At 69.9% G+C, this 26,311-nt stretch carries 20 protein-coding genes, 1 tRNA gene and 1 riboswitch; of the genes, 10 read left to right on the plus strand and 11 right to left on the minus strand.

Translation table 11 applies throughout. The annotated features are described in order from the left end of the window. A partial coding sequence (locus tag ABZV94_RS22495; RefSeq protein WP_356342854.1) for a transglycosylase domain-containing protein occupies window positions 1-2,548 on the plus strand: 2,548 nt, incomplete at its 5' end. 35 nt (window positions 2,549-2,583) lie between these two features. Here the strand turns inward: ABZV94_RS22495 and ABZV94_RS22500 are convergent. From ABZV94_RS22500 to ABZV94_RS22510, 3 genes are all read right to left on the minus strand, one after another. Beyond that, window positions 2,584-2,904, minus strand: coding sequence for a multidrug efflux SMR transporter (locus ABZV94_RS22500; RefSeq protein ID WP_356342856.1), 321 nt, complete (start codon window positions 2,902-2,904; stop codon window positions 2,584-2,586). 44 nt (window positions 2,905-2,948) lie between these two features. Continuing rightward, window positions 2,949-3,019: riboswitch (guanidine-III (ykkC-III) riboswitch) on the minus strand. A gap of 50 nt (window positions 3,020-3,069) precedes the next feature. Beyond that, window positions 3,070-3,429, minus strand: a complete 360-nt coding sequence (locus tag ABZV94_RS22505; protein WP_014672972.1) for a co-chaperone GroES — start codon at window positions 3,427-3,429, stop codon at window positions 3,070-3,072. 22 nt (window positions 3,430-3,451) lie between these two features. Then, complete coding sequence (locus ABZV94_RS22510) at window positions 3,452-3,781, minus strand: DUF3618 domain-containing protein (protein WP_356342858.1); 330 nt, start codon at window positions 3,779-3,781, stop codon at window positions 3,452-3,454. 93 nt (window positions 3,782-3,874) lie between these two features. Between ABZV94_RS22510 and bcp the strand changes: the two genes are divergently transcribed. The 4 genes from bcp to ABZV94_RS22530 all read left to right on the plus strand — a co-directional run bounded on the left by bcp (window position 3,875) and on the right by ABZV94_RS22530 (window position 5,892). Next, a complete protein-coding gene (bcp, locus tag ABZV94_RS22515) occupies window positions 3,875-4,342 on the plus strand; it encodes a thioredoxin-dependent thiol peroxidase (protein WP_356342860.1) in 468 nt (155 codons plus the stop codon). A gap of 139 nt (window positions 4,343-4,481) precedes the next feature. Beyond that, window positions 4,482-5,144 carry an HNH endonuclease gene (locus ABZV94_RS22520; protein WP_356342862.1) on the plus strand — a complete coding sequence of 221 codons (663 nt, stop codon included), beginning with the start codon at window positions 4,482-4,484 and terminating at the stop codon, window positions 5,142-5,144. A 515-nt stretch (window positions 5,145-5,659) separates the two neighbouring features. Further along, window positions 5,660-5,800 (plus strand): HNH endonuclease, encoded by a 141-nt coding sequence (locus tag ABZV94_RS22525; protein WP_356342918.1) that lies wholly within the window; start codon window positions 5,660-5,662, stop codon window positions 5,798-5,800. Between the two features lie 16 nt (window positions 5,801-5,816). Continuing rightward, a tRNA-Leu gene (locus ABZV94_RS22530) sits at window positions 5,817-5,892 on the plus strand. 55 nt (window positions 5,893-5,947) lie between these two features. On the opposite strand, the gene rdgB is transcribed toward ABZV94_RS22530, so the two are convergent. Both rdgB and ABZV94_RS22540 read right to left on the minus strand, forming a co-directional pair. Next, window positions 5,948-6,550: an RdgB/HAM1 family non-canonical purine NTP pyrophosphatase gene (gene rdgB, locus ABZV94_RS22535; RefSeq protein ID WP_356342865.1), complete on the minus strand. Its 603-nt coding sequence runs from the start codon at window positions 6,548-6,550 to the stop codon at window positions 5,948-5,950. A gap of 26 nt (window positions 6,551-6,576) precedes the next feature. Further along, entirely contained in the window at window positions 6,577-7,911 is a 1,335-nt protein-coding gene (locus ABZV94_RS22540; RefSeq protein WP_356342867.1) for an SGNH/GDSL hydrolase family protein, read from the minus strand. Window positions 7,912-8,107: 196 nt separating this feature from the next. Here ABZV94_RS22540 and ABZV94_RS22545 point away from each other — a divergent pair, with 196 nt between their 5' ends. Together ABZV94_RS22545 and ABZV94_RS22550 are read left to right on the plus strand one after the other, a co-directional pair. Further along, the gene (locus ABZV94_RS22545) at window positions 8,108-9,421 is read left to right on the plus strand and encodes a DUF445 domain-containing protein (RefSeq protein WP_356342869.1); all 1,314 of its coding nucleotides are present in this window, start codon (window positions 8,108-8,110) and stop codon (window positions 9,419-9,421) included. A gap of 63 nt (window positions 9,422-9,484) precedes the next feature. After that, window positions 9,485-11,038, plus strand: coding sequence for an MFS transporter (locus ABZV94_RS22550; RefSeq protein ID WP_356342872.1), 1,554 nt, complete (start codon window positions 9,485-9,487; stop codon window positions 11,036-11,038). Between the two features lie 3 nt (window positions 11,039-11,041). Here the strand turns inward: ABZV94_RS22550 and ABZV94_RS22555 are convergent, their stop codons facing one another. Continuing rightward, window positions 11,042-11,524 carry a hypothetical protein gene (locus ABZV94_RS22555; RefSeq protein ID WP_356342874.1) on the minus strand — a complete coding sequence of 161 codons (483 nt, stop codon included), beginning with the start codon at window positions 11,522-11,524 and terminating at the stop codon, window positions 11,042-11,044. A 174-nt stretch (window positions 11,525-11,698) separates the two neighbouring features. Between ABZV94_RS22555 and ABZV94_RS22560 the strand changes: the two genes are divergently transcribed. Next, window positions 11,699-12,649: a helix-turn-helix domain-containing protein gene (locus ABZV94_RS22560; RefSeq protein WP_356342877.1), complete on the plus strand. Its 951-nt coding sequence runs from the start codon at window positions 11,699-11,701 to the stop codon at window positions 12,647-12,649. An 11-nt stretch (window positions 12,650-12,660) separates the two neighbouring features. Here ABZV94_RS22560 and ABZV94_RS22565 read toward each other — a convergent pair whose 3' ends face one another. Then, window positions 12,661-12,966 carry a hypothetical protein gene (locus tag ABZV94_RS22565; protein ID WP_356342879.1) on the minus strand — a complete coding sequence of 102 codons (306 nt, stop codon included), beginning with the start codon at window positions 12,964-12,966 and terminating at the stop codon, window positions 12,661-12,663. A gap of 184 nt (window positions 12,967-13,150) precedes the next feature. Here ABZV94_RS22565 and ABZV94_RS22570 point away from each other — a divergent pair, with 184 nt between their 5' ends. Together ABZV94_RS22570 and ABZV94_RS22575 are read left to right on the plus strand one after the other, a co-directional pair. Next, entirely contained in the window at window positions 13,151-13,576 is a 426-nt protein-coding gene (locus tag ABZV94_RS22570; RefSeq protein WP_356342881.1) for an Hsp20/alpha crystallin family protein, read from the plus strand. A 428-nt stretch (window positions 13,577-14,004) separates the two neighbouring features. Beyond that, window positions 14,005-14,502: a DUF2267 domain-containing protein gene (locus ABZV94_RS22575; RefSeq protein ID WP_356342883.1), complete on the plus strand. Its 498-nt coding sequence runs from the start codon at window positions 14,005-14,007 to the stop codon at window positions 14,500-14,502. A 95-nt stretch (window positions 14,503-14,597) separates the two neighbouring features. Here the strand turns inward: ABZV94_RS22575 and ABZV94_RS22580 are convergent, their stop codons facing one another. The 4 genes from ABZV94_RS22580 to ABZV94_RS22595 are packed head-to-tail and all read right to left on the minus strand — an operon-like array spanning window position 14,598 to window position 26,060. Then, complete coding sequence (locus ABZV94_RS22580; protein ID WP_356342885.1) at window positions 14,598-16,463, minus strand: DUF1998 domain-containing protein; 1,866 nt, start codon at window positions 16,461-16,463, stop codon at window positions 14,598-14,600. Beyond that, window positions 16,460-19,696, minus strand: a complete 3,237-nt coding sequence (locus ABZV94_RS22585; protein ID WP_356342888.1) for a helicase-related protein — start codon at window positions 19,694-19,696, stop codon at window positions 16,460-16,462. Before ABZV94_RS22585 ends, ABZV94_RS22580 begins: the two co-directional genes overlap by 4 nt. Continuing rightward, a complete protein-coding gene (locus tag ABZV94_RS22590) occupies window positions 19,693-21,594 on the minus strand; it encodes a UvrD-helicase domain-containing protein (RefSeq protein ID WP_356342890.1) in 1,902 nt (633 codons plus the stop codon). Before ABZV94_RS22590 ends, ABZV94_RS22585 begins: the two co-directional genes overlap by 4 nt. Further along, window positions 21,591-26,060, minus strand: coding sequence for a DEAD/DEAH box helicase (locus ABZV94_RS22595; RefSeq protein WP_356342920.1), 4,470 nt, complete (start codon window positions 26,058-26,060; stop codon window positions 21,591-21,593). Before ABZV94_RS22595 ends, ABZV94_RS22590 begins: the two co-directional genes overlap by 4 nt. Window positions 26,061-26,311 lie beyond the last annotated feature (251 nt).

Raw genomic sequence — 26,311 nt, forward strand, 5'->3', positions numbered from 1 at the left:
GCTGCTGCGGACCCTGATGATGTCGCTCGCCCTCACCCACACTCCGCAGGACGTGCAGTTCTATTGCCTCGACTTCGGCGGGGGTCTCGCCTCGGCCGCCTCCGCCGCCGGCACCGGGCCCGCTTCCCGGACGCCGTCCGAAGCCCTCACCACCGCCCTTCCCGCCACCGACGGCCAGACCGCCGAAGGCAAGGGCAAGGGCAAGAAGGGCAAGCGGCCCAAGCGGACCGGCTGGCGACGGCTCGTGCCGACCTGGCGGATGCTGCTCGGCACCTTCTTCGTCGGCGTGCTGCTGCTCGTCGGGCTGTTCTTCGTCGGGTACTCCCTCGTGAAGATCCCCCCGGCCAACGCGTTCGCGACCAAGCAGAGCAACGTCTACCTGTACGCCGACGGCTCCCAGCTCGCCCGCGACGGCGAGGTCAACCGCGAGAACGTCACCCTCGCCCAGGTCTCCAAGGACGCCCAGCACGCCGTACTGGCCGCCGAGGACCGGGACTTCTACACCGAGTCCGCCGTCGACCCCAAGGCGATGCTCCGCGCCGCCTGGAACACCGCGACCGGCAAGGGCAAGCAGTCCGGCTCGACGATCACCCAGCAGTACGTGAAGAACTACTACCTGGCCCAGGAACAGACGGTCACCCGCAAGGCCAAGGAGTTCTTCATCGCGATCAAGCTCGACCAGAACAAGTCCAAGGACGAGATCCTGGAGGGCTACCTCAACACCAGCTACTTCGGCCGCAACGCCTACGGCATCCAGGCCGCCGCCCAGGCCTACTACGGCCGCGACGCCGCCGACCTCGACCCGGCCCGCGCCGCCTACCTCGCCGCGCTCGTCAACGCGCCCAGCGAGTACGACGTCGTCGCCCACCCGGAGAACCGGAAGGCGGCCGTCGCCCGCTGGAACTACGTCCTGGACGGCATGGTCACCAAGGGCTGGCTCAGCGAGTCCAAGCGCGCCGGCATGACGTTCCCGATGCCGAAGGAACAGACCATCTCCACCGGCATGTCCGGCCAGCGCGGCTACCTCGTGGAAGCGGTCAAGCAGTACCTCACCTCCCACAACATCATCGACACCGACCACCTCACGGCCGGCGGCTACCGCATCACCACCACCATCCAGAAGGACCGGCAGGACGCCTTCGTCAAGGCGGTGAACGACCAGCTGATGTCCAAGCTGGACAAGAAGAACCGCAAGGCGGACACCTACGTCCGGGCCGGCGGCGCCTCCGTCGACCCCAAGACCGGCAAGGTCGTCGCCATGTACGGCGGCATCGACTACGTGAAGCAGTACACCAACGGCGCCACCCGCGGTGACTTCCAGGTCGGCTCCACGTTCAAGCCGTTCGTGTTCACCTCCGCCGTGGAGAACGGTTCCACCACCCAGGACGGCCGCACCATCACCCCGAACACGGTCTACGACGGCACCAACCAGCGCCCGGTCCAGGGCTGGAGCGGCGGCGCCTACGCCCCCGAGAACGAGGACCAGAAGTCGTACGGCCCCATCACCGTCCGCAAGGCCACCGACCTGTCGGTGAACTCGGTGTACGCGCAGATGGCCGTGGACGTCGGCCCCGACAAGGTCAAGCAGACCGCGGTCGACCTCGGCATCCCGTCCGACACCCCGGACCTCCAGCCGTACCCGTCCATCGCCCTCGGCACCGCCACCGCCAGCGTCCTGGACATGGCGGAGGCCTACGCCACCCTCGCCAACCACGGCAAGCACGGCACCTACACCCTCGTCGAGAAGATCACCAAGGACGGCACCAACGAGGTCAGGCTGCCCGAGCAGCCGGCCAAGCAGGCCGTCAGCCGCGAAGCCGCCGACACCACGACCTCCGTCCTGCAGAGCGTCGTCGCGAGCGGCACCGCCACGGCCGCGCAGGCCGCGGGCCGTCCCGCGGCCGGCAAGACCGGTACCGCCGAGAGCGACACCGCCGCCTGGTTCGCCGGGTACACCCCGGACCTGGCCACGGTGGTCTCCGTCATGGGCCAGGACCCGGTGACGGCCAAGCACCAGCCGCTGTACGGGGCCCTCGGCCAGCCGCGCATGAACGGCGGCGGCCCGCCCACCCAGATCTGGGCGCAGTACACGCGCGACGCGCTCCAGGGCAAGCCGGCGAGCAAGTTCGACCTGGAGCTCCAGCAGGGCGCCGACCGCATCCAGGAACCCCCCGCCACCAGCAGCGCCCAGCCCGGCACCGACGGCGGCGGCAACGACGGCGGCACCACCGCCACCCCGACGGACGGCGGCGCGACCTCCACCCCGGCCGACGGCGGCACCACGGGCGGCACCCCCACGAACGGCGGCGCCACCACGGGCGGCACCCCGACCGACGGCGGCACCACCGCCACCACCGGCGGAGGCACGACCACCGGCGGCGCCGACACGACCGGCGGAGGCACGACCACCGGCGGCGGAACCACGGACGGCGGCGGCACGACCGACGGGGGCACGACGACCGGCGGCGGAACCACGGGCGGCGGCGGCACACCGGGCGGCGGCACCACAGGAGCCGACGGCGGCACCGGAGGCTTCCCCGGAACCTGACGCCACCCGACCCCGCGCCCGACGCCCCGGGCGCCTCAGTGACCGCTGGTCGCCTTCAGCCCCACCACGGCGACCAGCAGCAGGCACACGAAGAAGATCCGGGCGGCGGTGACCGGCTCACCCAGCACCACCATGCCGAGCACCGCCGCACCGGCCGCGCCGATGCCCACCCACACGCCGTAGGCCGTACCGATGGGCAGGGACTTCGCGGCGTACGACAGCAGGACCATGCTCACGACGATGCCCGCGCCGGTGAACAGGCTCGGGACGGGCCGGGTGAACCCCTCGCTGTACTTCATCCCGATCGACCAGCCCACTTCCAGCAGACCGGCCACCACGAGCAGAACCCAGGCCATGACAGCACCTCCGAGACACGGCGACTCTTGTTCGGGTCATTCCGGGCGCGTCGTCCTTGCCTTCGACCCGGTACGGCGCGTCTCGTCGGGCTCCTTCCGAACATAGCAAAAACACGGCAAAGAGGGCCGGTGACCATGGTCACCGGCCCTCTTCGCCCACTGTTCCTACAGATACAGCCCCGTGGAGTCCTCCGACCCCTCGAACCGGTCCGCGGCGACGGCGTGCAGGTCACGCTCACGCATGAGGACGTACGCCACCCCCCGCACCTCGACCTCCGCCCGGTCCTCCGGGTCGAACAGGACACGGTCGCCGGGCTCCACCGTCCGCACGTTCTGTCCGACGGCGACGACCTCCGCCCAGGCCAGCCGCCGGCCGACCGCCGCGGTGGCGGGAATCAGAATGCCGCCCCCCGACCGCCGCTCGCCCTCACCGGTCTCCTGCCGCACGAGAACCCGGTCGTGCAGCATCCGGATGGGCAGCTTGTCGTGGTGCGGAGTGCTGTGCTCGTTTCTGTTGGCGCTCACGGCTCGAACCTACCTGTCCTGGTCAGTCCCTGCGCCGCCGGGCCCCGAGGGCGAGCAGCCCCACGACCCCCACGACGACGAGCGCGACGGGCACCACCCGCTCCAGGCGCGGCGCCCCCTGATCGTTCACAAACTGCGCCCGCACCTCGCTCACGACACGGTTGACCTGCACATACGCCCGTCCGACCGTGTGGTCGACGTTGGCGACGACCTTGGCCTTCGCATCGCCGACGATGGTCTTCGGATGCACCCGCACCCCGATCTCGTCGAGCGTCTCGGCCAGCACTTCACGGCGGCGCTTGATGTCCGCCTCGATCTGCGCCGGGGTTCTGGTGTCCGACGTGTCCGCCACCGTACGGCCTCCGAAGTCTGCTGATGCTGTTCCGAACAGTTTGTCAGCTCTGGGCCGCGCCGCACCGCAAGGCCCCCCGGTTAGGCTGGCCCGATGAGCGAGCGACTCCAGCCGGGGGACGTGGCCCCCGCCTTCACCCTCCCCGACGCCGACGGCACCGAGGTGTCCCTCTCGGACCACAAGGGCCGCAAGGTCATCGTCTACTTCTACCCGGCCGCCCTGACCCCCGGCTGCACCAAGCAGGCCTGCGACTTCACGGACAACCTGGAGCTGCTGGCCGGCGCCGGCTACGACGTCATCGGCATCTCCCCCGACAGCCCGGAGAAGCTGGCGAAGTTCCGCGAGAAGGAGTCCCTGAAGGTCACCCTCCTCGCCGACCCGGACAAGAAGGTCACCGAGGCCTACGGCGCCTACGGCGAGAAGAAGAACTACGGCAAGACGTACATGGGTGTCATCCGCTCCACGATCGTCGTGGACGAGGAGGGCAAGGTCGAACGGGCCCTCTACAACGTCCGCGCCACCGGCCACGTGGCAAAGATCATCAAGGACCTGGGCATCTGACCCCGCCCGCTGTACGCACGGCCCGCCCCGGGAGCCCTCCGGCGCGGGCCGTTTTCCGTGATTCCGGGCGTGACTGTCCGATAAACGGTTCGTTATCCCGTACGGGCGACGAACGCACGCCCGGAGCGGAGGGGGCTCGATGGGGGCCTGCGCGTACACGCGAGAGCGGCTGGAAGAGGCGGCTCGCGGAGCGAGGACGTTGTCCGAGGCGTTGGAGAGGCTGGGGGTGGATCCGAGGAGTTCGAGTCGGGACTACATCAGGCGGCGGATGAAGAAGCTCGGGGTCGACACGTCGCACTTCGAGCCGGAGGGGGTGAAGTGGACGCGTGAGATCCTTGAGCCGGTCGTCGCAGCGTCCGCGAGCATCAACGAGGTCGTGCGTCGGCTCGGGCTCGACTCCGTCGGCGGCCACCAGGCCAACATCGCCCGACGGATCAAGGCCTACGGCATCGACACCTCGCACTTCACGCCCGTGGTCCGAACCGAGCGGATGAGGTTCAACCAGCGCCGTCGGACCCCCGAGGAGATCCTCGTCGAGGACAGGTCGGCACATGCTCCTCGTATTCCGAGTCAGCGACTCAAGACGGCCATGAAGGAGCTGGGCGTGCGGGAGTGCTGCGCCCTGTGCGGTGTCGAGCCGGTCTGGCGTGGCAAACCGCTCCCGCTCGAGGTCGATCACATTGACGGCAACTGGCGGAACAACCGCGTCGGCAACCTGCGGTTTCTCTGCCCCAACTGTCATTCGACGACCGACACCTACCGAGGGCGCGGGAAGGGCCGTTCGCGGGCGGGTGCCGTATGAGCGGCGGCGGGCGGTACAGCCGCGAGCGATTGGCCCAGGCAGCCGCGCAGTGCTCGGACCTCGACGAGGTCATCGCCTTCTTCGGTACCCGGCCGTACGGCCGGCTAGGCGCCTACCTCGTGGAGCGGTTCGCCCACTTCGGCATCGACATCTCGCACTTCTCACCCACCGGCAGGCAAGCGCGACCGGCGCCGGACGACCTGCGGGCGGTGGTCCATGAGTCAGCGTCCATCGCGGAGGTGCTTCGCCGCATCGGTCGTCCGGACAACAGTGCCCAGCGCGCGCTTCTTCGCAAGTGGATCGCCGAGGACGGCCTTCAGACCGCCCACTTTCTCGGCCAGGCACATCAGCGAGGGAAGCGGGGCACGAATGCCAAGCGGCCGGAAGCCGTCCTGGTGCGGCACCGAGGCGAGCACCGTACCGCGACCGAACGCCTCCGGCGTGCGCTCCGTGAAGTGGGCGTTCCCGAACAGTGCGCCGGGTGCGGGGTCGGCCCTGAGTGGCGCGGCAAACCGATGACACTGGAGATCGACCACATCAACGGAGACCGGCACGACAACCGACGGGAGAACCTGCGGTTGCTGTGCCCCAACTGCCATGCGATCACAAGCACCTGGTGCAGAGGCGGTCGGCGTGGGGCGCGGAGCGCCCAGTAGAGTGTGCACTGCTGAGGGGCCCGTACCCCAGCTGGCCAAGAGGGCGCCGGTTTAGGTCCGGTGTGTCGTGGGTTCGAGTCCCACCGGGCCCACAGGAGAAGCGGCCCCGCACCTTCGCTCCGAAGGTGCGGGGCCCTTACTGTGATCTCAGCCCAACAGCTCCCGCACCACCGGCACCAGCGCCCGGAACGCCTTGCCCCGGTGGCTGATCGCGTTCTTCTCCGCGGGGCTCAGCTCCGCGCACGTCCGCGTCTCGCCCTCCGGCTGGAGGATCGGGTCGTAGCCGAAGCCGTTCGTGCCGGCGGGGGCGTGCCGCAGGGTGCCGCGCAGCTGTCCCTCCACCACCCGCTCCGTGCCGTCGGGCAGGGCGAGGGCCGCCGCGCAGGCGAAGTGGGCGCCGCGGTGCTGTTCGTCGATGTCCGAGAGCTGGGCCAGCAGCAGGTCGAGGTTGGCCTTGTCGTCGCCGTGGCGGCCGGCCCAGCGGGCGGAGAAGATGCCGGGGGCGCCGCCGAGGACGTCGACGCACAGGCCGGAGTCGTCGGCGACGGCGGGCAGGCCGGTGGCCTGGGCGAGGGCGTGTGCCTTGAGCAGGGCGTTCTCGGCGAAGGTGACGCCGGTCTCCTTGACGTCGGGGACCTCGGGGAAGGCGTCCGCGCCGACGAGTTCGTGGGGGAGGCCGGCTTCGGCGAGGATCGTCCTCAGCTCGGTGATCTTTCCGGCGTTGCGGGTGGCGAGGATCAAGCGGGTCATGTCCGCCAGTATTCCTCGCCGCCCGGTCACAGCTCCGTCTGGCCCGCGCCCTTCAGTGTGGACAGGTCGAGGACCTCGGCCATGGTGCGGTAGCCCAGGTCGCTGGGGTGCAGGTGGTCGCCGGAGTCGTACTCGGGGCGCAGTCGGCGCGGGTCGTAGGGGTCCCGGAGGGCCTTGTCGAAGTCGACGACGGCGTCGTAGACCTCGCCGGCCCGGATCCGCGCGTTGATCTGCTGCCGTACGGCTTCCCGGGCGGGGGTGTATCCGCGGTGGCCCTGGAAGGGCATGAGGGTGGCGCCGACGACCTTGAGGCCGCGGGCGTGGGCCTGGCGGACGAGGGTGCGCAGGCCGGTGACGACGCGGTCGGGGTCGGCGAGGCGGCGGTTGCGGAGGATGTCGTTGACGCCGAGGTCGATCACGACGGCCTTGACGTTGGGGCGGGAGAGGACGTCGCGGCCGAAGCGGCCGAGGCCGCTCTGGTTCTCGGCGGGCCGGCCGAGGCCGTCGGTGAGGACCTGGTTGCCGCTGATGCCCTCGTTGACGACGCTGTAGCGCGGCAGTTGCCGTCCGTTCTGCAGGGCGCTGCGCAGCCGGCCGGAGAGGATGTCGGGCCAGCGGTGGTTGGCGCCGGTGGTGGAGGTGACGCCGTCGGTGAGGGAGTCGCCGAAGGCGACGACGGTGCCGGTGGCCTCGTTGCTGAGCACGTCGAGGGCCGTCGCGTACCGCCAGTACGGCGTCTGCCCGGTGTAGGGGGTGCCGGTCGTGTCCTCGGTGCGGTCGCCGGTGGCGGTGTAGGAGATCTGGCGGGCGCGCGGGTGGTAGGTGACGGGTCCGGAGGGGGTGGGGGAGTAGGTGGTGATCAGGACGTCGGTGTCGTGCGGGACGGTGAGGTGTACGGCGTCGCTGACGGCCTGTCCGCCGGCGGGTATGACCACGCCGGGGGTGCCGCCGAAGGTGAGGCGCCGCATCGTTTCGGCGTCGGCTGCCGGGCTGCCGTCGCCGAGGGACAGGGCGAGGGAGGCGTGGCTGATGGTGAGGGCGGACTGGCCGTAGAGGTTGGACAGCGTGACGCGGGCACTCGTACCACCGGCGCTGGTGTGGACGACGTTGCGGACGGAGCGGCCCGCGAGGCCGGCCGTCTCGGTGCCGGGTTCGCCGCCGACGGGGGCGGTGGCCCAGGCGCCGACCCAGGTGCCGGTGGAGGCGGGGTCGGCGTGGGAGTCGCGGTGTGGGCGGTTGTCGCTGAGGGTGCCGCGCGGGGTGCCGCCGTCGGCGGCGACGGTGGCGTATATGGCGGCGGACAGGGCCGCGACCAGCGCGACGAGCGCGCTCAGGACGGCATAACCATGACGCTTGGTCACGCTTGTGTTGTTCTCCTCGACAGATGGGAGCCGGGGGCTCCGATCTTGCTCACCCATGATGCGTCATGGGCCCGGGGAGATGTGACAGGACCCTGCCACTGCTCCCCTCCAGACAGACGCCGGGAACTCCTGTTCCGTTCCGGGAGTCGGTCAGGAAGGGACAATTGTGTGCGGGATCACCGAACGGGTGGAGCTGATGGAACCTACGCAGACGGGAACACCGGGGCGGGTCGCGTCGTACAAGACGATGACGGCGTTCACCCCGGCCGACGAGGAGCGCCGGCGCGGGGTGCGCCGGATGAAGGCCACGGCGACGGGCATGCTGCTGTTCGTCGCGGTGGTCTACGTGCTGGCGAAGACGGCCGGGAACGCGGGCGCCGGGGTGTGGACGGACTATGTGGCGGCGGCGGCCGAGGCGGGCATGGTCGGTGCGCTGGCGGACTGGTTCGCGGTCACGGCCCTGTTCCGGCACCCGCTGGGGCTGCCCATCCCGCACACCGCGATCATTCCCACGAAGAAGGACCAGCTGGGCGTCTCGCTGGGTGAGTTCGTCGGTGAGAACTTCCTCTCCGAGGACGTCGTGCGGCAGCGGTTGCGCTCGGTCGGCATCGGCAGCCGGCTCGGGGCGTGGCTGGCCGAGCCGGAGCACGCGGAGCGGGTGACGGCGGAGCTGGCGACGGCGCTGCGGGGTGCGCTGACGGTGCTGCGGGACTCGGATGTGCAGGCGGTGGTCGGTGAGGCGATCACCCGGCGGGCCAACGCGCAGGAGATCGCGCCGGGCATCGGCAAGACGCTGGAGAGGATCGTCGCCGACGGCGGGCACCGTCGGGCGGTGGACCTGGTGGTGGCTCGCGCGCACGACTGGCTGGTGCTGCACCGGGACGATGTGATGGTGGCGGTGGAGGGCGGGGCGCCCGGCTGGACGCCGCGGTTCGTGGACCGGAAGGTCGGTGAGCGGGTCTACAAGGAGCTGCTGCGGTTCGTGACGGAGATGCGGGACATGCCGTCGCACCCGGCGCGCGGCGCGCTGGACCGTTTCCTCACCGACTTCGCCTCCGACCTCCAGTCGGACACGGACACCCGGGCGCGGGTGGAGCGGCTCAAGGGGGAGGTGCTGGGCCGGGGTGAGGTGCAGGACCTGATCGCGTCCGTGTGGACGGCGGTGCGGTCGATGATCGTGGCGGCGGCGGAGGACGAGCGCAGTGAGCTGCGGACGCGGGTGCGGGCCGCGCTGCTGTCGCTGGGCGCGCGGATGGCGACCGAGCCGAAGGTGCAGGACAAGGTCGACAGCTGGGTGGAGGGTGCGGCGGTGCACGTGGTGACGACGTACCGCAAGGAGATCACGTCGCTGATCACGGACACGGTGGCGGGCTGGGACGCCGAGCACACCACCCGGAAGATCGAGGCGCACATCGGCCGGGACCTGCAGTTCATCCGCATCAACGGCACGGTGGTGGGGTCCCTGGCCGGGTTGCTGATCTACACGGTGTCGCGCTGGCTGGGGGCCTGACCGGACTGTTCCGCGCGGGCCAGGGCACCCGGTATCCCGTCCTTCGACGCGGAGGGAGCGCGCATGAGCACAGCCGAGGCCGGGACCGGCCGGAACATCACCACCGACATCCCCGCCAGACTCGACCGCCTGCCCTGGTCCCGTTGGCACTGGACGATCGTCATCGGCCTGGGCACCGTGTGGATCCTGGACGGCCTGGAGGTCACGGTCGTCGGCAACATCGCCAGCCGCCTGTCGGAGCCCGGCAGCGGGCTGGCGATCAGCTCCGGTCAGGTCACCGGTGTCGCCGCGGCGCTGTATGTGGCGGGTGCCTGCGTGGGTGCCCTGTTCTGGGGGCGGCTGACCGACCGCTTCGGCCGCAAGAACCTGTTCATGATCACCCTGGCGGTGTACCTCGCGGCGACGGCGCTCACCGCCGTCTCCTGGGAGGCGTGGTGGTTCTTCCTCTTCCGCTTCCTGACGGGCTTCGGCATCGGCGGTGAGTACGCGGCCATCAACTCCGCGATCGACGAGCTGATCCCGGCGGACTACCGCGGCCGGGTCGACCTGATCATCAACGGCAGCTTCTGGCTGGGCGCGGTGGGCGGCTCGCTGCTGTCGATCGTCGCGCTGGACACCGGTCTGCTGGCGAAGGACGTCGGCTGGCGCCTGACGTTCGCGCTCGGTGCGGTGCTCGCCCTGGTCATCCTGCTCGTACGACGGCACGTCCCGGAGAGTCCGCGGTGGCTGCTGATCCACGGCCGGGACCGGGAGGCGGAGGAGATCGTCTCCGGCATCGAGCGCCGGGTGGAGGAGGAGCGGGGCGAGTCGCTCCCGGCGCCGGAGGGCGAGCTGGAGATCCACCAGCGCAAGAGCGTGACCTTCCTGGAGATCGCCCGCACGGTCTTCGGCCGCTACCGCAGGCGGGCGGTGCTCGGCTTCTCCCTCTTCATCGGCCAGGCGTTCCTGTACAACGCGATCACTTTCGGGTTCGGCGCGATCCTGACCAAGTTCTTCGACGTGCCCTCCGGTCACACCGGCTACTACTTCGCGGTGATCGCGGTCGGCAACTTCTGCGGTCCGCTGCTGCTGGGCAAGCTGTTCGACACGGTCGGCCGCCGCGTGATGATCTCCTCGACGTACCTGCTGTCGGGTCTGCTGCTGTTCGGCACGGCCTGGCTGTTCGACCGGGGAGCGCTGGGCGCGGGCACGCTGACCGCCTGCTGGTGCGCGGTGCTGTTCTTCGCCTCGGCGGGTGCCTCCAGTGCGTACCTCACGGTGTCGGAGATCTTCCCGATGGAGACGCGGGCGATGTCCATCGCGTTCTTCTACGCCCTCGGTACCGCGGCCGGCGGTATCAGCGGCCCGCTGCTGTTCGCCGACCTCACGAGCACGGGCCGGGTCGGGGACACCGTCCTCGCCTTCTGCATCGGCGCGGCGCTGATGTGTGCGGCCGGGCTGGTCGCGGCGTTCCTGGCGGTACGGGCCGAGCGCCGTTCCCTGGAGGACATCGCCCGCCCGCTGACGGCGGTGGCCGGCCGGGCGCGGGCGGCGGCCCAGGGCGCGCGGCCGTCCCGGGGTACGCCGGGTTCGCGGGGCAGTGGTCCCTCGGCTCCGCCGGCGGCGAGCAGGCCGTGACCGTCAGGCGCCGGTCGTGGAGCCCGGCCGGACGATCATCAGGACGGTCACGGCGGCCCACAGCAGGTTGAACAGCCCGGTGACCATGCCGAGCCGCGCGGCCCGCTCAGCCCCCGCTCTTCCTTCGAGGAGCGCGGACTGGGCGGGCAGCACCAGAGCGACGAGGACGAGGGCGGCGACGGTCGTGAGGGCGATGGACACGATCAGCCAGGCGCTGCCGAGCACGCCCATCCGGCTCGCGGTGGCGAACCCGAAGACGGGGACGACGACGCCGACCACGGCGTAGACGCGGCAGATCCGGTGCAGCAGGTGGAGGGTGGCGGCGGGGTCGGGGCCGCTCGGGCTCTCGGCGCGGCCGTGGGTGTCGTCCGGGCCGGTGGCCAGGGTGCGGCGGGCGGCGGGCGGGAACATGCTGGCGGCGACGGCGACGGGGCCGATGGCGAGGATCGCGGCGATGACGTGGACGGCGAGGAGGAACTTGGTCACGGGGGGACGCTAGAGCGGGCCGGGATCGTGCAGAAGTGGCGCGATTGCCAGGGCTCGACGGATTCTCGCCGGTCTTCTCGCGAGCGGACGGAGCGGCGAACTGTCGGCTCCCCAGCTGCTCCCCGCTGCCGACCCGCGCTTGGCGAGACTCCGTCGGACGGCTACCTTCCTGCCATGCACACGGTGGCCGTACTGGCGCTGGACGGCGTCGTCCCGTTCGATCTCTCCGCACCCATCGACACCTTCGGCTGGGCACGGCTGCCCGGCGGCCGGGAGCCGTACCGGGTGCGCGTGTGCTCGGTGCGGGAGGAGGTGAACGCGGGCGCCTTCACGGTCCGGGCGCCGTACGGCCTGGAGACGCTGGCGGAGGCCGACACGATCATCCTGCCGGGGGTGGCACGGCCGCCGGAGACGCTGCCGCCCGGGGTCGCCGAGGCCCTGCGCGCGGCGGCGGCCCGCGGCACCCGGATCGCGTCGGTCTGCGTCGGCGCGTTCCTCTTCGCGGCGACGGGCCTGCTGGACGGGCTGCGCGCGACGACCCACTGGTGCGCGGCCCCGGACCTGGCCCGGCGCCATCCGGCGGTGACGGTCGACCCGAACGTCCTGTACGTCGACAACGGCCAGTTCCTGACGTCCGCGGGCGCCGCCGCCGCCCTGGACATGTGCCTGCACATGATCCGCAAGGACTTCGGCTCGGCGGTCGCCGCGCACGCGGCCCGGATGTCCGTGATGCCGCTGGAACGGGAGGGCGGCCAGGCCCAGTTCATCGTCCACGACCTGCCCCCGGCGCCGGCCGGCACCACCCTGGAGCCCCTGCTGGCCTGGCTGGAGGACCACTGCGACCGGGATCTGGCGCTGGCCGAGATCGCGGCGAAGGCCGGCATGAGCACCCGGACCCTCAACCGCCGCTTCCGGGAGCAGACCGGTACGACACCTCTGCAGTGGCTGCACCGGGCGCGGGTACGGCGGGCCCAGTACCTGCTGGAGACCACGGTGTACCCGGTGGAGCGCATCGCCGCCCAGACGGGCTTCGGCTCACCGACGGCGTTCCGGGAACGGTTCCGGAGGGTGGTGGGGACGAGCCCGCAGGCGTACCGGAGGGCGTTCCGGGCGGGGGTGTCCTGAAAAGAGGGGGCTCAGGCGGTCTTGCGGTCGGCGACGGCCCAGGAGGCGAGGGCGACGGCGCCGGCGACGCCGAGGACGGACGGCCAGGCGCCGACCTTCTTGGCCAGCGGGTGGGAGCCGGCGAACGCGGCGACGTAGGCGGCGGTCAGCGCGCCCGCGGCCTTCCCGCCGGCACGGGTGCGCCACTGCTGGGCCGCCGCGGCGCCGGCGACGGCCAGGACGGCCCCGCCGAGCTGTCGCTTCCTGGTCCAGCGGGCGACGCCGTAACCGCCGACGAGCCCGGTGGCGGCGACGACCGCGCTGGGAACTTTGGCCATGGTGGCCTCCTCGTGTCCGTTTCACTGCCGTTGGTCTGGCCCGAGGCTATCGCCGGCCCGAGGCTGACGCGCAGGTGGGCGGGCCCATCAACCTGAGTCGAGGCTTGTCAAGTTTTCGGCGGAGAGTTATATAAGAAGTCGTAGGGCATCGCATCCCGGCCCCTGATGGAAGGAGTGACCTGTGATGCTCATGCGTACGGACCCGTTCCGGGATCTCGACCGGCTCACGCAGCAGTTGTTCGGCGCGACCACCCGCCCGTCGGCGATGCCGATGGACGCCTACCGTTCCGGGGACGAGTTCCTGGTCCACTTCGACCTTCCCGGCATCGACCCGGAGACGATCGAACTCGACGTCGAGCGCAACGTCCTCAACGTCCGGGCGGAGCGGCGCAGCCCCGCTCCCGAGGACGCGGAGATGCTGGTCGCCGAACGGCCGACGGGTACGTTCACCCGCCAGCTGTTCCTCGGCGAGACGCTCGACACGGACCGCATCGACGCCTCGTACGACGCCGGCGTCCTGACCCTGCGCATCCCGGTGGCCGAGCAGGCCAAGCCGCGCCGCATCCAGATCACCGGCGGGGGCGGCGACCGCAAGGAGATCAGCGGCTGAGCCCGCCGCACAGGCCGTGTGACGGGCATGGCACGGACACCGCTCCTGACGCAGGACCCGCGTGCCCCGCATGCCGCTCGTGGCGCATGACCGCGTGCCCCGCATGCCGCTCGGGGCGCGTCACCCGTATGACGCGCACGATCCGCATGCGACGCAAGGACCCGCACGCCACGCAGACCACGCACGGCAGGCGGGGCACGCGGGAGCGCACGCCACGCCCCTGCGGCGCACGCAGCCCCGTCAGTCACTGCCGCCCATGCCGCCCATGCAGGCCATGCCGCCCATGCAGGCCGCCATCAAGCCATGGAGCCCATGCGGCCCATGCAGCCCATTCCGGCACATTGGCCTGAACTCCCGCCCATGTCCGCTGCATTACGGGGTACCGGGCTTCCGGTGCCCCGAAGCGTCCCGGAGGAGGAGCCAGCACGATGACCGTGACGACCCCGCAGCCCACGACCACCCCGCAGCCCAGAACCACGATCCCCACCCCGTCCCCGCGCCCGCGCGTCAAGGACAAGGCGGAGGACGCCGCCTGGCTGGAGCTGACCGAGGCGGTGCGTGACGCGGGTCAGTACCCGACGAGGGCGGAGGCGGAACGCGTCACCCGCATCGTCCTGTCGGCCCTCGGCGGCCACGTCACCGGCGACGAACGCGTGGCCCTGGCCCAGGCCCTCCCCCGGGAGGCAGGCCGCGTCATCGCTTCCCAGATCCCCGCGACCCACCCGCTGACGGCCCGCGAGTTCGTGGAGTCGGTGGCCACCCGCATCGAGGGCTCGACCCCCGCGACGGCCCGCTGGGACGTCAGCTCGGTCCTCAGCGTCCTGTCCGACCACGTCGGCGAACCCCTGACCACCCGAGTCCTGGCCCAGCTGCCTCCGGGGTACGCCTTGCTGTTCGGGCGGGCGGATCTGGCGCCGATGGCCTGAGCGAGGCACCGGGCGCCGCCGCACGAAGCAGCGGCGCCCGCCGCCCACCTCCGACCATGCGACTCACCTGGCGAGCAGAAGCGAGCGAACCGTGCTTACGGGGTCAGCGCACTTCCGAAGAACCCAACCTCGGGATCCTCCGGCGTGCCGATGAGCAACGCGCGGTCGAGAAGGACGTTGTTGTGCTCGCAGCTCGTCTCGGGGAGCATCACGCACGCGTGACAGGCGGCCAGGTTGGTTCCGTCGGCGCCGGACGCCTCGGCCTCGAGACAGAGGGGGTCGGCGGAACACCACTCGGCGCGGCGTACGGCTGAACGGATCGTCTCGTTCAGGCGCTCCGGTTCGCCCTGCGCGACCAGCCCACCGAGGCTGCCGGCGGAGTCGCTCGTCGCCGTGTACACGAGCACGCCTGCCATGTTGTTATCGGCATACAGCCGCTCTCGCAGGGATGCGGCCGGGTAACCCGCCTCCAGGCTCCACTCGTTGATGAGGACATGCGCGAGGGTGTGCAGCAGTACGAGGCGTGGGGTCGCCGGGGACGACACGGCCCGGGCCGGAGCGTCGGCACGCTGATCGAGCACCTGCTGATGGGCCCGGCGCATGAGCTCGCCACGGTCGACCACTGCCGCCTGCTTCTCCCAAGCACTCAGCCGGTCCTCGTCCAGACGGAGGAATACACCCTCGCCGCGGACCTCCATGGCCGGCAACCAGCGCAAGGGCTTCTCGGAGAGCGGCATCTCCTTCGGGTCGGTAGTCGACTCCGCGTCGACGAGCCGGGTGAACGCCTTCAGGGCACGCACCTCGCGAAGCTTCTTGACCAGCATCGGGCCGGTGACACCCAGCGGGTCGAGCATGCTCCCGTCGCCGAGCGGTGACTCGCAGACGAATTCCTCCTCCCGGGAGTGTTCGCTCTCGTCGTTGCCTGCGCGCAGGCGCTCGTACTCCTTGTTGCGCAGCGCCCGGTAGCGATGGTCGAAGGAGGGAGCCGCTTCGGCTTCGGCTTCCTCCTCGCGTTCCGCGTCGAGCAGGGTCATGACCTCGTCCAGCGAGAGGGGCCACGGCTCGTCGAAGACTGCGTCGAGGTAGGCCTCGATGAGCACGCGGTCGTCGTACTTCCTGAGCTTCTCCCAGTGACCGGCCAGCGGGTCCGCGCGCACGCTGCTCCACGGAGGGATGGACAGCGCCGACTTCAGCACCGGCTGCCACACCGACGAGGAACCTCGCTGCAACGTGCGCAGCGGACGCCCGCATCCCTCGGCCGGTATGGAGGAGCCCAGCCAGGGACGAGTCCCCTGGCACGAGAGCCTGAGATCCTTCAGCGCCTTCTTGCGGAATGAACCTTCCATCGAGACCTCAGGCACCTTCCCGCAGGTGCAGGAGATGACGATCGAGCGGAGCGATGAGGTGCGCCCCGACGTGCGCATCATCAGCTTGCCCCCGCACTTCCCCGCGCCCCTCGAAGCGGGATCGGTCGAACGATGCACCCATTGCCAGTACGGGAACTCGTCGAGGTGGCCCGCCGCGCAGGCGACGACGAAACGGGACGGGACGAGGTCCACCTCGCATGTGCCGCAGACGCTCTTTCGGGGCGGCGGATTGAAGTCCTGGTGCCGCGCCAGCTCGCCGCACTCGGGGCACGAGTGCATCAAGGGGAAGCGGCGGACCCGCAGCCCGTCCTCGCTGCCGTCGTCGGACGCCGGTGGGAGTCGGAAGTGGTCGACCTCGAGCAGGCGTTCCAGGCGTCGCTCGTGGATGCGGGGAGCCTCGTGGGCGCTCCAGCTCCGGTCGGCCTCGTCGAGGCCCGAGACGATGAAGGACTCGTGATCGACGGCGATGAGCGAGCCGACGCCGTACGTGGTGATCGCCTGGGCACGGCGGACCGTGCCGCGGCGCAGCACGGTATGGGCGGGTACGGAGCCGTTCGCTCCGGTCCTGCGGCGGCGCACGGGGGGCGGGGTCATCGGGTTCCCTCCATGAACAGGGCGGACTCGGCGTCGACGTCGCGCAGGCTCCACAGCGTGGGCCACGCGTTGGTGTCCTCGGTCTCGTCGTCGTACGCCTTGAGGAGCGCGGGGGCACGGCTGCCCTTCTGGGGTTCGAAGAGCATTCCGCCGCGGCTTGCCTCCTCGAGCCACCACTCGACGAACTCGTCGAAGCCCTGCTCCACGGCCTCCGCCTCGTGCGGTGCCACGGCGCGGACACGATCGAGCAGCACCTTCCTGATGGGCCCGCGAAGGTCGGTCTCGTAGGCCTCGACCCGGCCGGCACCGTCGTTCGGACGTGCGGCCGGGACAAGGATCCGGGCGAGGGCGACGATCACCGCGTGCAGGCCCCGTTCACGGGCGCGGGCGGAGAACGGGGTCACCGAGGTGGACTCGACATCGCGATAAAGGGCCGAGTGGTAGTGCTGGAAGCTTTCGTAATGCGAACGGTCCCGCGCACGCGCCGAGTTGAACATGATCGCGACCAGGCCCGGATGGGCACGGCCGACGCGGCTCGTCGCCTGGATGTACTCGGCGGTCGTCTGCGGTTGGCCCATCACGGCCATCAACCCGAGCCGGTCCACGTCCACACCCACCGCGATCATGTTGGTGGCGAGCAGGACGTCGACGGTGTCCTCGCCAGGAAGCCTCTTCTCGATGCCCTTCAGCCGCGCGGGAATCTCACTCGCGTCGATCCGGCTGGTCAACTCTGAGTAGTTGGCGACCTGGCGCACTGTGACGCCCTCACGCTCGGCGAGCAGCTCCAGATATGCCACGACATCGTCGTGGAGCTGCAGTTCCGCCGCGGAGAGCAGCCGGAGGCTGTTGAAATAGCCAACGAGACTCCAGTACGCGTCGCGCACCTTGTCGTCGGTGTCGGCGTGCATGGCCCGGTGCAACAGGGTGGCGTACGTACGGATGAGGAGAGTCGACTGGCTGGTACCCGGTGCCAGGAGACCGACGTAGCGGCGGCTCGCCTTTTCTTGGCGCGGGGTCTCCACGGCGAACCACGAATCGCGCGCGTCCAGGCCGGCGGGCGGGAACTGCCGCACGCCACGGGCGAAGAGGTTGAGCCCCTGGTCGGCCGCGCGGCGGATCGTCGCCGTGGAAGCGATCACCTTCGGGCAGCCGGCCAGCGCGTCCACGGCAGTCTCGTACAGCCCGGTGAGAGTACCCAACGGTCCCGAAATCAAGTGGAGTTCGTCCTGGACGATCAGCTCCGGCGGAGGAGTCGAATCGTTCTCGTCGTCGCGGTTGAAGAGCGCGGAGGTCGCCGGACGCCATGGCATCGAGGCGAACTTGTCGACCGTGGCTATCACCAGTGTCGGGCGAGCGTCGTACACCGCCTCATCGATCAGGTGGACCGGAAGACCGTCGGTGAAGACACAGTCCGCGCCGGGACAGCGGATGTACATCCGCTTGGCGATATCGTCGACCTCGTAGTTCCGCGCGTCGAGGCGGGCCCCGCACCAGGGGCAGGCGTGCAACTGTACGGGATTCTCGGTGGCGAGCCGCTTGGTCAGGTCGGCGCGCAGCTCGTCGAGCCTGCCGGCAGCCTCGGCGAGCGTGTTGGGGGTGGCCGAGCGACCGACCCACATGCCGACGGAGAACTCCTCTTCCCCCAGTTCGGGCGTGCGACGCCGCATGTGCTCCATGGCGCAGAGCAGGGTCGCCGCACGTTCGAACTGCTGCAGCGTGAGGAGCCGCAGCGTGTAGCGCATCAGAACGGTGACCCCGCCGCCGTGCGGCCCCTTGCGGATCCGGCGCAGGAACGACGTCAGGGCGATCAGCCCGAGGTAGGCCTCCGTCTTGCCACCACCGGTGGGGAACCACAGAAGGTCGGCAATCTTCCGGTCGTCGTGCTCCGGATCGTCGATTCCGGCCAGACAGAGCAACAGAAAGGCGATCTGGAACGGCCGCCAACGGCCGGCGGCCGGATCAGGGCTGCCCACACTTCCGCCCTTCACCCAGGCGCTGCGCGCGCGTTGATCGGCCATGGCGCGATTGGCGAGCCGGAACGCCCTCATCAGGTCGGGCTTGGTCCGTAGCAACCCGATGCCCTCACGGATACGGCGGAGTGCGTCACGACAGGCAAGCACCTGATCCCGCGCCGACCTCTCGTGAGGGCCACCGACCAGCGCTTCCGCCTCGGCCGACTTCCGGTCGATCCAGTCCTCGTAGCCCGCGGCCAGTGCCTCCAGTGCCGCCACCACCTCCGCGTCGGATTTTTCGGCCAGCCCCAGCATCGAGAGAGAGGAGCTGTCGATCTCCGGGTTGGAGTCGGTGAGCAGCACCTCCACGCTGGGCACGAAGTCACTGCGTACCTCGGCAACGGCCGCTTCGCGTGCCTCGGACACCCCTATCGGCGTGGGAACCCAGTCCCATGAGGCGGCGCAGCCGTGTCCGACGGCGAAGGTCGGGGCGTGGCGGTGCAGGAGCCGACTGGTGGCGATCTCAGGATCATGTGCCGCGGCAGGGGCGGGGCGCTCGACGATCGCGCTGGAACCATCGGCGGCCCGAACGGTCAGACCGCACTGGAAGAGCGCGAAGGCGTCCTGGAGGTCCCATTCGCCGACCTTCTGTTTGTTGACCAGCGTGACCGTGATCGTGACCGTGCCCGTGACCGGGTCCGGACGCCGCACCACGACACGCAGTTGTGCCTTGTCCCCCAGAGGCACCCGCTGGTCGGCCACAGGAGAGGTGACATCGATCCGGACGTCGGGGAGGTCCAGTTCTCTGCGGTGCCACCTTTCCCGCTGCTCGGCGGTCGTCCGGGCCTCGGCGCGCCGCGCCGGCACGGGATTGCCCTCCGCGTCGGTGGGCTCGTAGACCGACGCGCGTGTGGAGACCACGATCGTGTCGCTTATGCCGGGATTGACCGCGAAGGTCAGGCCCATGGACGACGGTCGCTTGCCCCCGGAGACACCGATGTCGTCGTCGCCAGCTTCTTCCGTATCCCCACGCTTGGTCATCGGGACGGCGTCCAGGCCGTCCTGTTCGGCTGCGTCCTCGCCCTTCCGTTCCTTCGAGGCACGCGGATACAGCACACCGGCCAGATAGCGGTCGATCGGCGCGTCCTGGGTGAGGACCTCTGCCCGATCCTCCGGCGCCGCATCTTCGGCCGGTCCGAAGAGTTCACGGCGGAGGCCCACGAGGAGTTCCTCGTCCCGCACCCGGTAGTGCTCGGAGTGCCGACCTGCCTCGTGCGTCATGCGCCCAGCTCCTCGTCCTCAACCCGTCGAAACATGCCGATGCCGGTGATCCGGGGAACGATCCACACCCCTCGGTCGCCGAGGCCGGCGTTGGCGCCGGCAGCGACGCCACCCGCCACTGTCTCCAGTGTGTCGATGCGCAGGCCGTGGATCTCGTCGGGCCACCACGGGTCCCACGACCGGTTGACCTTCTGCACCTGGAACAGCCCCTCTCGGAACCGGTCCGACGCCTCGCCGATCTCCCGCCCGTCGTGGACGAGAGCGTATGGCGGGCTCTGAAACTCACCCATCGGCAGGTCGTGGCGCTTGCGCAGCACCACCTCGTGCCCGGGGCGAACCCGTTCCAGAAGATAGGCCTGAGTCACGGTGGCGCCTGACGGATGGCCGGGCGGGTCGTCCCGCGAGACGTCATCGGCCTCGGCGACGACCCCATACCTGTCGTACGACCGCCATCCGCCGATGTACCGCCGGCCGTTCTTGCGCCCACCCACTCTCCGGAACAGCGGCAGCTCCGGGGAAGGCGTGTGGTAGAGGTCCTGTCGGGCACGAGTCATGGCCACGTACAACGCCCGCGCCTCGGCGGGGAGGTCCAGTTCGCCCTTGAACTGCTTGTGCAGCTCGGCGACGGTCGGCGGTATCAGCACGATCACGCGGTCGAACTCCAGGCCCTTGGCACGGTGGACGGTGGAGACGACGATGCGCGCGGTCTCCGGGTCGGCCGCCTCGTCGGGGAACCGGCCATCGGCGACCAGGCGGCGCAGACGGTTCAGATCGAGAGCGGTGCGCCCGGGCGAACGCGTGGCGCGCCGCAGCACCGTCCACAGGGTCGTTGCGCTCGGTTCATAGGGCAGCAGGATCTCCCCGAGCAGCGAACGGAACCGATCCTCCGTCAGGCCGGTCGCCTCTGTACGGCGCAACAGCTCAGCCACCCAGTAGGGCACCGGCCGTTCCTCCAGGGGACGGCGCAGCCGGTGATCGACACCGTTCTCGTGGAGCAGACGCGAGACCGCCAGTGCCTGCTGGTTGTCGCGGGTGAGGATCGCACAGGTGTCGTCGAGGTCCCGCAGGCTCTGCAAGGTGTACTCGTCGGTGAGTTCGCCGTAGGCGTTCGACGGATCGAGGAGCAGGTCGCGCAGTTCCTCGTAAAGGTTGCCGGCCTCCTCCACGTCCCGGATCCGCTGAAGTCGGGGGCCGTGGGCGAGGGCGGTCCTCGCCTCCGGGGTGATGGCCCGAAAGTTCTCCTTGAGGCGCAGCTCCACCAGGTCGTCCGGGAAGGAAAGCCGCAGCCACTCGAAGAACCGGCCGATCTCGTTCTCCCGTTCTTCCGGATCCTCGATCTGGAAACCGTAGACGGACTGGGCGGCGTCGCCGACCACGGTGAAGCCGCAGCTGTCCTGGTACCGGTCGAGGAGCGCCTCCACCAATTCCCGCCGGTCGCCCAACAGGTCTTGGACCTCGTCGATCACCACGTGGGACGGTGGCACCGAGTCGCCGGCCTCCAGCGCACCCTTCTCGATGGCCTCGGCGGCAGCGCGGATCCGTTCGTCGAAGGAGGTACCGCCCCACTCCCGATCCGGATACGTCTGCAGGAGTACCCCGTACGCCCACGCGTCGAAGGTCAGGGCGCGCACCCGACGGGCCCGCTCACCGTGCCGGGCGATGCGTTCGCGCAGCTCACGGGCGGCGGCCTGCGAGAAGGTGAGCACCAGGATCTCCGAAGCCTCCAGCGCCTCGTCAGGATCTTCGTGACCGCACAGCGCGTCGAGACGGCGCACCAACGTGTGGGTCTTGCCCGCCCCGGCCCCCGCGGTCACCAGGACGCGCGCGTCCCAGGGCTGCTCGACCACGGCCCGCTGCTCGTCCGTGAGCGGAGGGCTGTCGAGGTAGACGTCGGTCACTTGCGGCTCCAGAGGTGCTCGAACTGGGTGAACGCGAGCTGGGTGTCGAAGTTGGCGATGTTGTCACTGACGTTGAGGATCAGGCAGATGTCCTTGCCGCCGTTCTTGGGGCCGCGCAGACCACGACCGATCATCTGCTGGTAGACGTTGGTGCTGTAGACAGGCCGCGCGACGACCACGACGCGGGTTGCGGGCGCGTCGAAGCCCTGGGTCAGCACACCGTAATTGGTGAGGACCCGGATGTGTCCGTTCCTGAAGTTTTCGATACGGGTGCGACGGTCCTGTGCACTGGTCGTCGAGTCCACGGCGGCGGACGGGATGTCGAGGTCGTTGAACATGGCCGCGAGATATTTGGCATGGTCCACGGACGTCGCGAAAAGCAACGTCGGCCAGTCGCGTGGTAGTTCGGCCACCGACTCGACGATGCGTCGGCTGCGCTCGTGGTCGTCGGCGAGCCGTTGCTCGGCGGCGCGGGACAGCATCGCCATGCGCTCGGCGTGCGTCTTCTCGTCACGGCTCAGTTCGATCTGGCCACCCTCGAGGGTGCGATGTTCGACCTGGGCGAGCATGCCCCACTTCTGGAGGTCGCGGTACGGGTCGCCGGACGGAAAAACCCCTTCGTCGAGACGCTTGTTGCCGAAGCGGTTGATCAGCCGGCGCGTTTCGTCCTCATTGGTGTTGCGGAAAGGGGTCGCGGTCAGACCGAGCAGGTGTCGGCGGGTCTCGTACTGGGTCAGCCCGAGCAGGCCGAGGACCTCGGTGTACCGCTTGGAGATGGCGGTGTGCGCCTCGTCGACGATCACCAGGGCGGCCTCGCGCAACCACGCGTACTGGTCGGTGCCCAGACACTTCTCCAGCTTGGCGTCGATGGCGACCACGAGGTGGGGGTGCTCGACGACGTTCCCGACCTCGTTGCTGCTCCACAGGCGGCTGATGGTCAGCGGACGCTCCGCACCGACCTTGCTCCAGACGAACTTCCAGCTCTGCACCGCCTGTTCGCACAATTCCTCGGTCTGCGCGATCCACAGCAGCGGTCCCTTGAGGTCGCCGACCCGCTTGACCCAGCGAATCACGGCCTCAGCGGTGACCCGTGTCTTGCCCGCACCTGTGGGCAGCGACAGCATGCCGCGCTGCGGAGCCAGCCGGTCCAGCATGGTGGAGATGTTCCGGACCAGATCTTCCTGGTAGTCGTGCAGGCTGGGGAAGTCCCGCGGGCCCTCCACGGTCTCGATCGGGGGCGGCGACGGAGTCCGTGAACCGGCGAACGTGATCGGCAGCTTCAGGTCCGAGACGAACGCGATGGCTGCCGACGAACCTCCGTACGACATCGGAGCGTCGGGAAAGCGGGCCTGGATGTCGCGGGCGTGTTCCTTGAGCACGCCGTCGCCGTGTGCGTTGAACGCCATCTGGGCGATGCGACGGGGGGACGGCTCCGCACCGCCGGTCGCCTGGAGCTCGGCCACCATCAACCCCTCGGGGAGTCCTGCCCTGAGCGCTTCGGCACCGATCAGCAGCTCGATCTTGGTCACGACGTCCTTCGCCTCGCGGACGGCCCTCCGTGCCGCCTTCAGCTCGCCGTCGCGGGCCATGCGCTCCTGGTGTTCCAACACCGCACGGCAGCCGGCCGCGCCGAGACCGAGACCGAGCTCCCGGTCGATCAGGCGCAGCATCGGTTCTGGCTCGAGCGGAACGCGGACCTTGACGGTGCCGTCCTGGCGCACGGCGTCCAGGGGAGAGGTCTGGGTGCCGTTGGGGGTACGAGCGACCTCCTCCAGCTCCGTGCACCGCTGCACCATGCTGTTCCGGTTGCCGCTGTTCAGGCGCGGCCGCAGGGCGGGGAAGAGCTCGACCAGCGGCACGGGGTCGCCCTCGGGTACTTCTCGGGTCTCGCGGCTGATCACGTCGGAGTAGCGGAGCATGCCCCACCTCTCCACCATCAGCTCGGCGTCCGCGGCCGACTGCACGAGCAGGGCCGGGAGCTGCTCGGCGCGCAGCGCCCGGTACTCGATGTCGCCGACCGCCACGGTGATCTCGCCGTCGGGGCGGGCGCTCCAGGTGTCGCCGATCCGACAGCGGGTGAGGGAGTCCTCGGGGAAGTCCGCTCCGAAGCGGGTCAGCATCACGTACGTGGTGCCGACGAACGCGTCGTCCTCACTGCGGGAGACCTGGTCGAGGAGCGCCTCCCAGCGGTCGGCGGGAACCTCCTCTATCGTGCCGGGAAGACTAAGCCTGCGGGCCTTCTCGGCGGAGATGTCGGCGACGGGCAGCACGTCGCGGTAGGCGGCCAGCTCGGGGCCGACGGCCTCCGTCAGTGGCTTGAGGCCCTGGGAGGTGGCGACCGTGCCGTACTTCCGGAGCATCCATCGGATCGGCGACGTCACCGCTTGGCGGGTGCTCGTCTGGGCACCGAACTGTCGTGTCCAGTTGGCGACCACAGCGTCGTCGGGGAGTGCCTTCAGGTAGCGGGCGCGGGATTCCGGCGAGAGGTGACGGAAGAGGTGGAGCTGGCCTCCGATGGCGGCGCCCTCGACCTTCATCCGGATGAGCGAAGGCCGGGGAGCGCTCTTGTCCAGGGTGTGCAGATAGGAGGCGTGGACGGCCGCGCGGTACTCCTCGAACCACTCCTCGCCTTCCTCGGGCTGCATGCCGCCGGCCGGTCGATCCTTCAGGCCGACCAGCGAGAAGAAATGCGTGTCGTCGGAGTGGAAGTGCATGTCGACGGCCACGGCAGGGTCCCGCCCGGTGTCGACCACGACGCCGGGCAGCATGCAGTCCTGGATCGGCCGGAACCGCTTGTCGGTGGTCCGGACGCGGAGGGTCGAGCGCGGTGCGGGCACCCGCTCCAGCACCTTGTGGGTCAGTCGCCGGACCCCGGCCCGTCGGAACAGTTCCCAGAACCGCAGCCAGTCGGAGTCGGTGTAGTGGTCGAAGCCCTGGTCGAGGACGCTGATGAATCGGCCTTCTGCATCGGCCTCCCGGATGCCCAGGACATTGAGGGCATGGGCGAGCGACGGGTCTTGCGCCAGCTCGGTGACCACGTACACGGTGGACTCGCGCAGTCCGTCCTGGTCCTCTGCCCGGCGGAACACCTTGCCGTGCACCGGCGCGACGAGACCGTGTTCCTCGGTGAGCACGATCCGGGCCTTGCGGGCCTCCGCGGCGTGCGGAGATTTCTGCTCGATCAGGTCCGCCACAATGCGGACGGCCACCGCCGACGCTTCCGGCGTGCCCTTCTCGACCAGGGCCTCCAACCATTCGCGGACCTCGGCACGCCCATGCCCGGCGGCACCGAGAATGTGCTCGACCTTTCCGGAGCGGAGTGAGTCGGCCTCGACGCTGGGATGCAGCCAGTTCGAGGGGCGTCCGGGGCACTCGTGCCACATCCGCAGCCAACCGGACAGTTTCTTCGGGTCCTTGTCGAGCCGCGGGTGGACGCGGAGCGCCGTGGGGACGCGCAGGACACCGTCCTGGTCCGGCAGCGAGGGGCAGCGCGCGGCTCGGGCCCAGATCTCCCGGGTCAGGAACTCGTCGGCCCAACTGATGGCCTCCTTGACGCGGCCGGGGAGCAACGGCAGGTAGGCGGCTGGGTCGTCGGCCGAGGCCAGTGCGGGAAGCGAGTCGACCACCAGCTGTGCCGACCTCCGGATCATTTCCTGGTTGAACGGCGAGGAGTCGAGCAGGTTCTGCCGGTCCTCGTTGGTCTTCCAGGCGCCGTTGAGGATGCCGCTCAACGACATCTCGTACTTGGTCGGGAAGAAGGACCAGAACTTGCCGCGGCCGCGCGAGCGCGGGCTCACGTACAGACCGCTCTCGGGGTCCTTCTCCAGGGCGGGGACGCCCCAGGACAGGTCGAGCGTGATGCGGTCGTGCAGCTCTCCGGCGTCGGCGCGAGCCGCAGGCCCAGGCTCGTGTGTGACGGTGAAGACGCGCCACCGCTCGGTGGAGGGCGTCTTGCCGGTGCGCTCCTCGACCATGGTGTGCAGGTCGCCGGACCGGTGGGTGGTCAGGACCCGACGGGCCACGGGGCGCGGCCGGCGGTCCTCCAGCACCACCTTCGCCACGTGCGGCGAGAAGAGTTGGAAGCCGACCGGGAACTCCTCGCGGGGTTCGCCGTGATCCTTGCCCTGGCCGCCGTGCATGTCCCGGCCGAGCCGTTCGTCCGCCTTCTGCAACAGAGGCAGACGAACGACGGTGGTCGCCCACGTCAGCAACTCGTCCAGCACGGGATCGACGGCGCGTTCCGCCTGCATATCCAGCGGGCGGGCCATCCGTAGCACGGGGGCGTCGAATTCCGGGCCGTAGCGCGCCGTCACACCGGGCACGGACTTGATCTTCTCGTACGACCAGGCCCTGTTGAATCCGAAGCTGCCGCTGGTGCTGAAGAATTCAGGGGTGTCCGTCACCACGAGAACGGACTTGACGCCGACTCCGAAGCGTCCGATTTGGCCGCCGCGCTTCTTCGACATGCTCATTCGAAGAATGGTCTCAGCGCCTTCCGGGGTCACCGGACTGCCCTCGTTCGCGCAGTACAAGTGGGCTTCCGTCAGGACAACGTGAATTCTTCCTCCGGGGTCGTCCACGATTTCGTCGGCCGCGTTCTGGACGAGTTCGAAAAGTTGCCTGTCGCCGTACCCACCCTGTGTGATGCGACGTTCACCGTTGGCGTGCTCGGCCACAAGACCGGGGTCCACGGCATAGGTCTGGAGGACACGGGCGG

Origin of the sequence: Streptomyces sp. NPDC004658 (assembly GCF_040609555.1) — a bacterium.
Lineage (GTDB): Bacteria > Actinomycetota > Actinomycetes > Streptomycetales > Streptomycetaceae > Streptomyces.

Excerpts from the sequence above, each read along its gene's own strand:
- ABZV94_RS22500 (WP_356342856.1), bottom strand. The coding sequence starts at position 2,904 with ATGGCCTGGGTTCTGCTCGTGGTGGCCGGTCTGCTGGAAGTGGGCTGG.
- bcp (WP_356342860.1), top strand. The coding sequence starts at position 3,875 with ATGAGCGAGCGACTCCAGCCGGGGGACGTGGCCCCCGCCTTCACCCTC.
- ABZV94_RS22520 (WP_356342862.1), top strand. The coding sequence starts at position 4,482 with ATGGGGGCCTGCGCGTACACGCGAGAGCGGCTGGAAGAGGCGGCTCGC.
- ABZV94_RS22525 (WP_356342918.1), top strand. The coding sequence starts at position 5,660 with ATGACACTGGAGATCGACCACATCAACGGAGACCGGCACGACAACCGA.
- rdgB (WP_356342865.1), bottom strand. The coding sequence starts at position 6,550 with ATGACCCGCTTGATCCTCGCCACCCGCAACGCCGGAAAGATCACCGAG.
- ABZV94_RS22545 (WP_356342869.1), top strand. The coding sequence starts at position 8,108 with ATGGAACCTACGCAGACGGGAACACCGGGGCGGGTCGCGTCGTACAAG.
- ABZV94_RS22550 (WP_356342872.1), top strand. The coding sequence starts at position 9,485 with ATGAGCACAGCCGAGGCCGGGACCGGCCGGAACATCACCACCGACATC.
- ABZV94_RS22560 (WP_356342877.1), top strand. The coding sequence starts at position 11,699 with ATGCACACGGTGGCCGTACTGGCGCTGGACGGCGTCGTCCCGTTCGAT.
- ABZV94_RS22565 (WP_356342879.1), bottom strand. The coding sequence starts at position 12,966 with ATGGCCAAAGTTCCCAGCGCGGTCGTCGCCGCCACCGGGCTCGTCGGC.
- ABZV94_RS22570 (WP_356342881.1), top strand. The coding sequence starts at position 13,151 with ATGCTCATGCGTACGGACCCGTTCCGGGATCTCGACCGGCTCACGCAG.
- ABZV94_RS22575 (WP_356342883.1), top strand. The coding sequence starts at position 14,005 with ATGACCGTGACGACCCCGCAGCCCACGACCACCCCGCAGCCCAGAACC.
- ABZV94_RS22580 (WP_356342885.1), bottom strand. The coding sequence starts at position 16,463 with ATGACCCCGCCCCCCGTGCGCCGCCGCAGGACCGGAGCGAACGGCTCC.
- ABZV94_RS22585 (WP_356342888.1), bottom strand. The coding sequence starts at position 19,696 with ATGACGCACGAGGCAGGTCGGCACTCCGAGCACTACCGGGTGCGGGAC.
- ABZV94_RS22595 (WP_356342920.1), bottom strand. The coding sequence starts at position 26,060 with ATGTCGAAGAAGCGCGGCGGCCAAATCGGACGCTTCGGAGTCGGCGTC.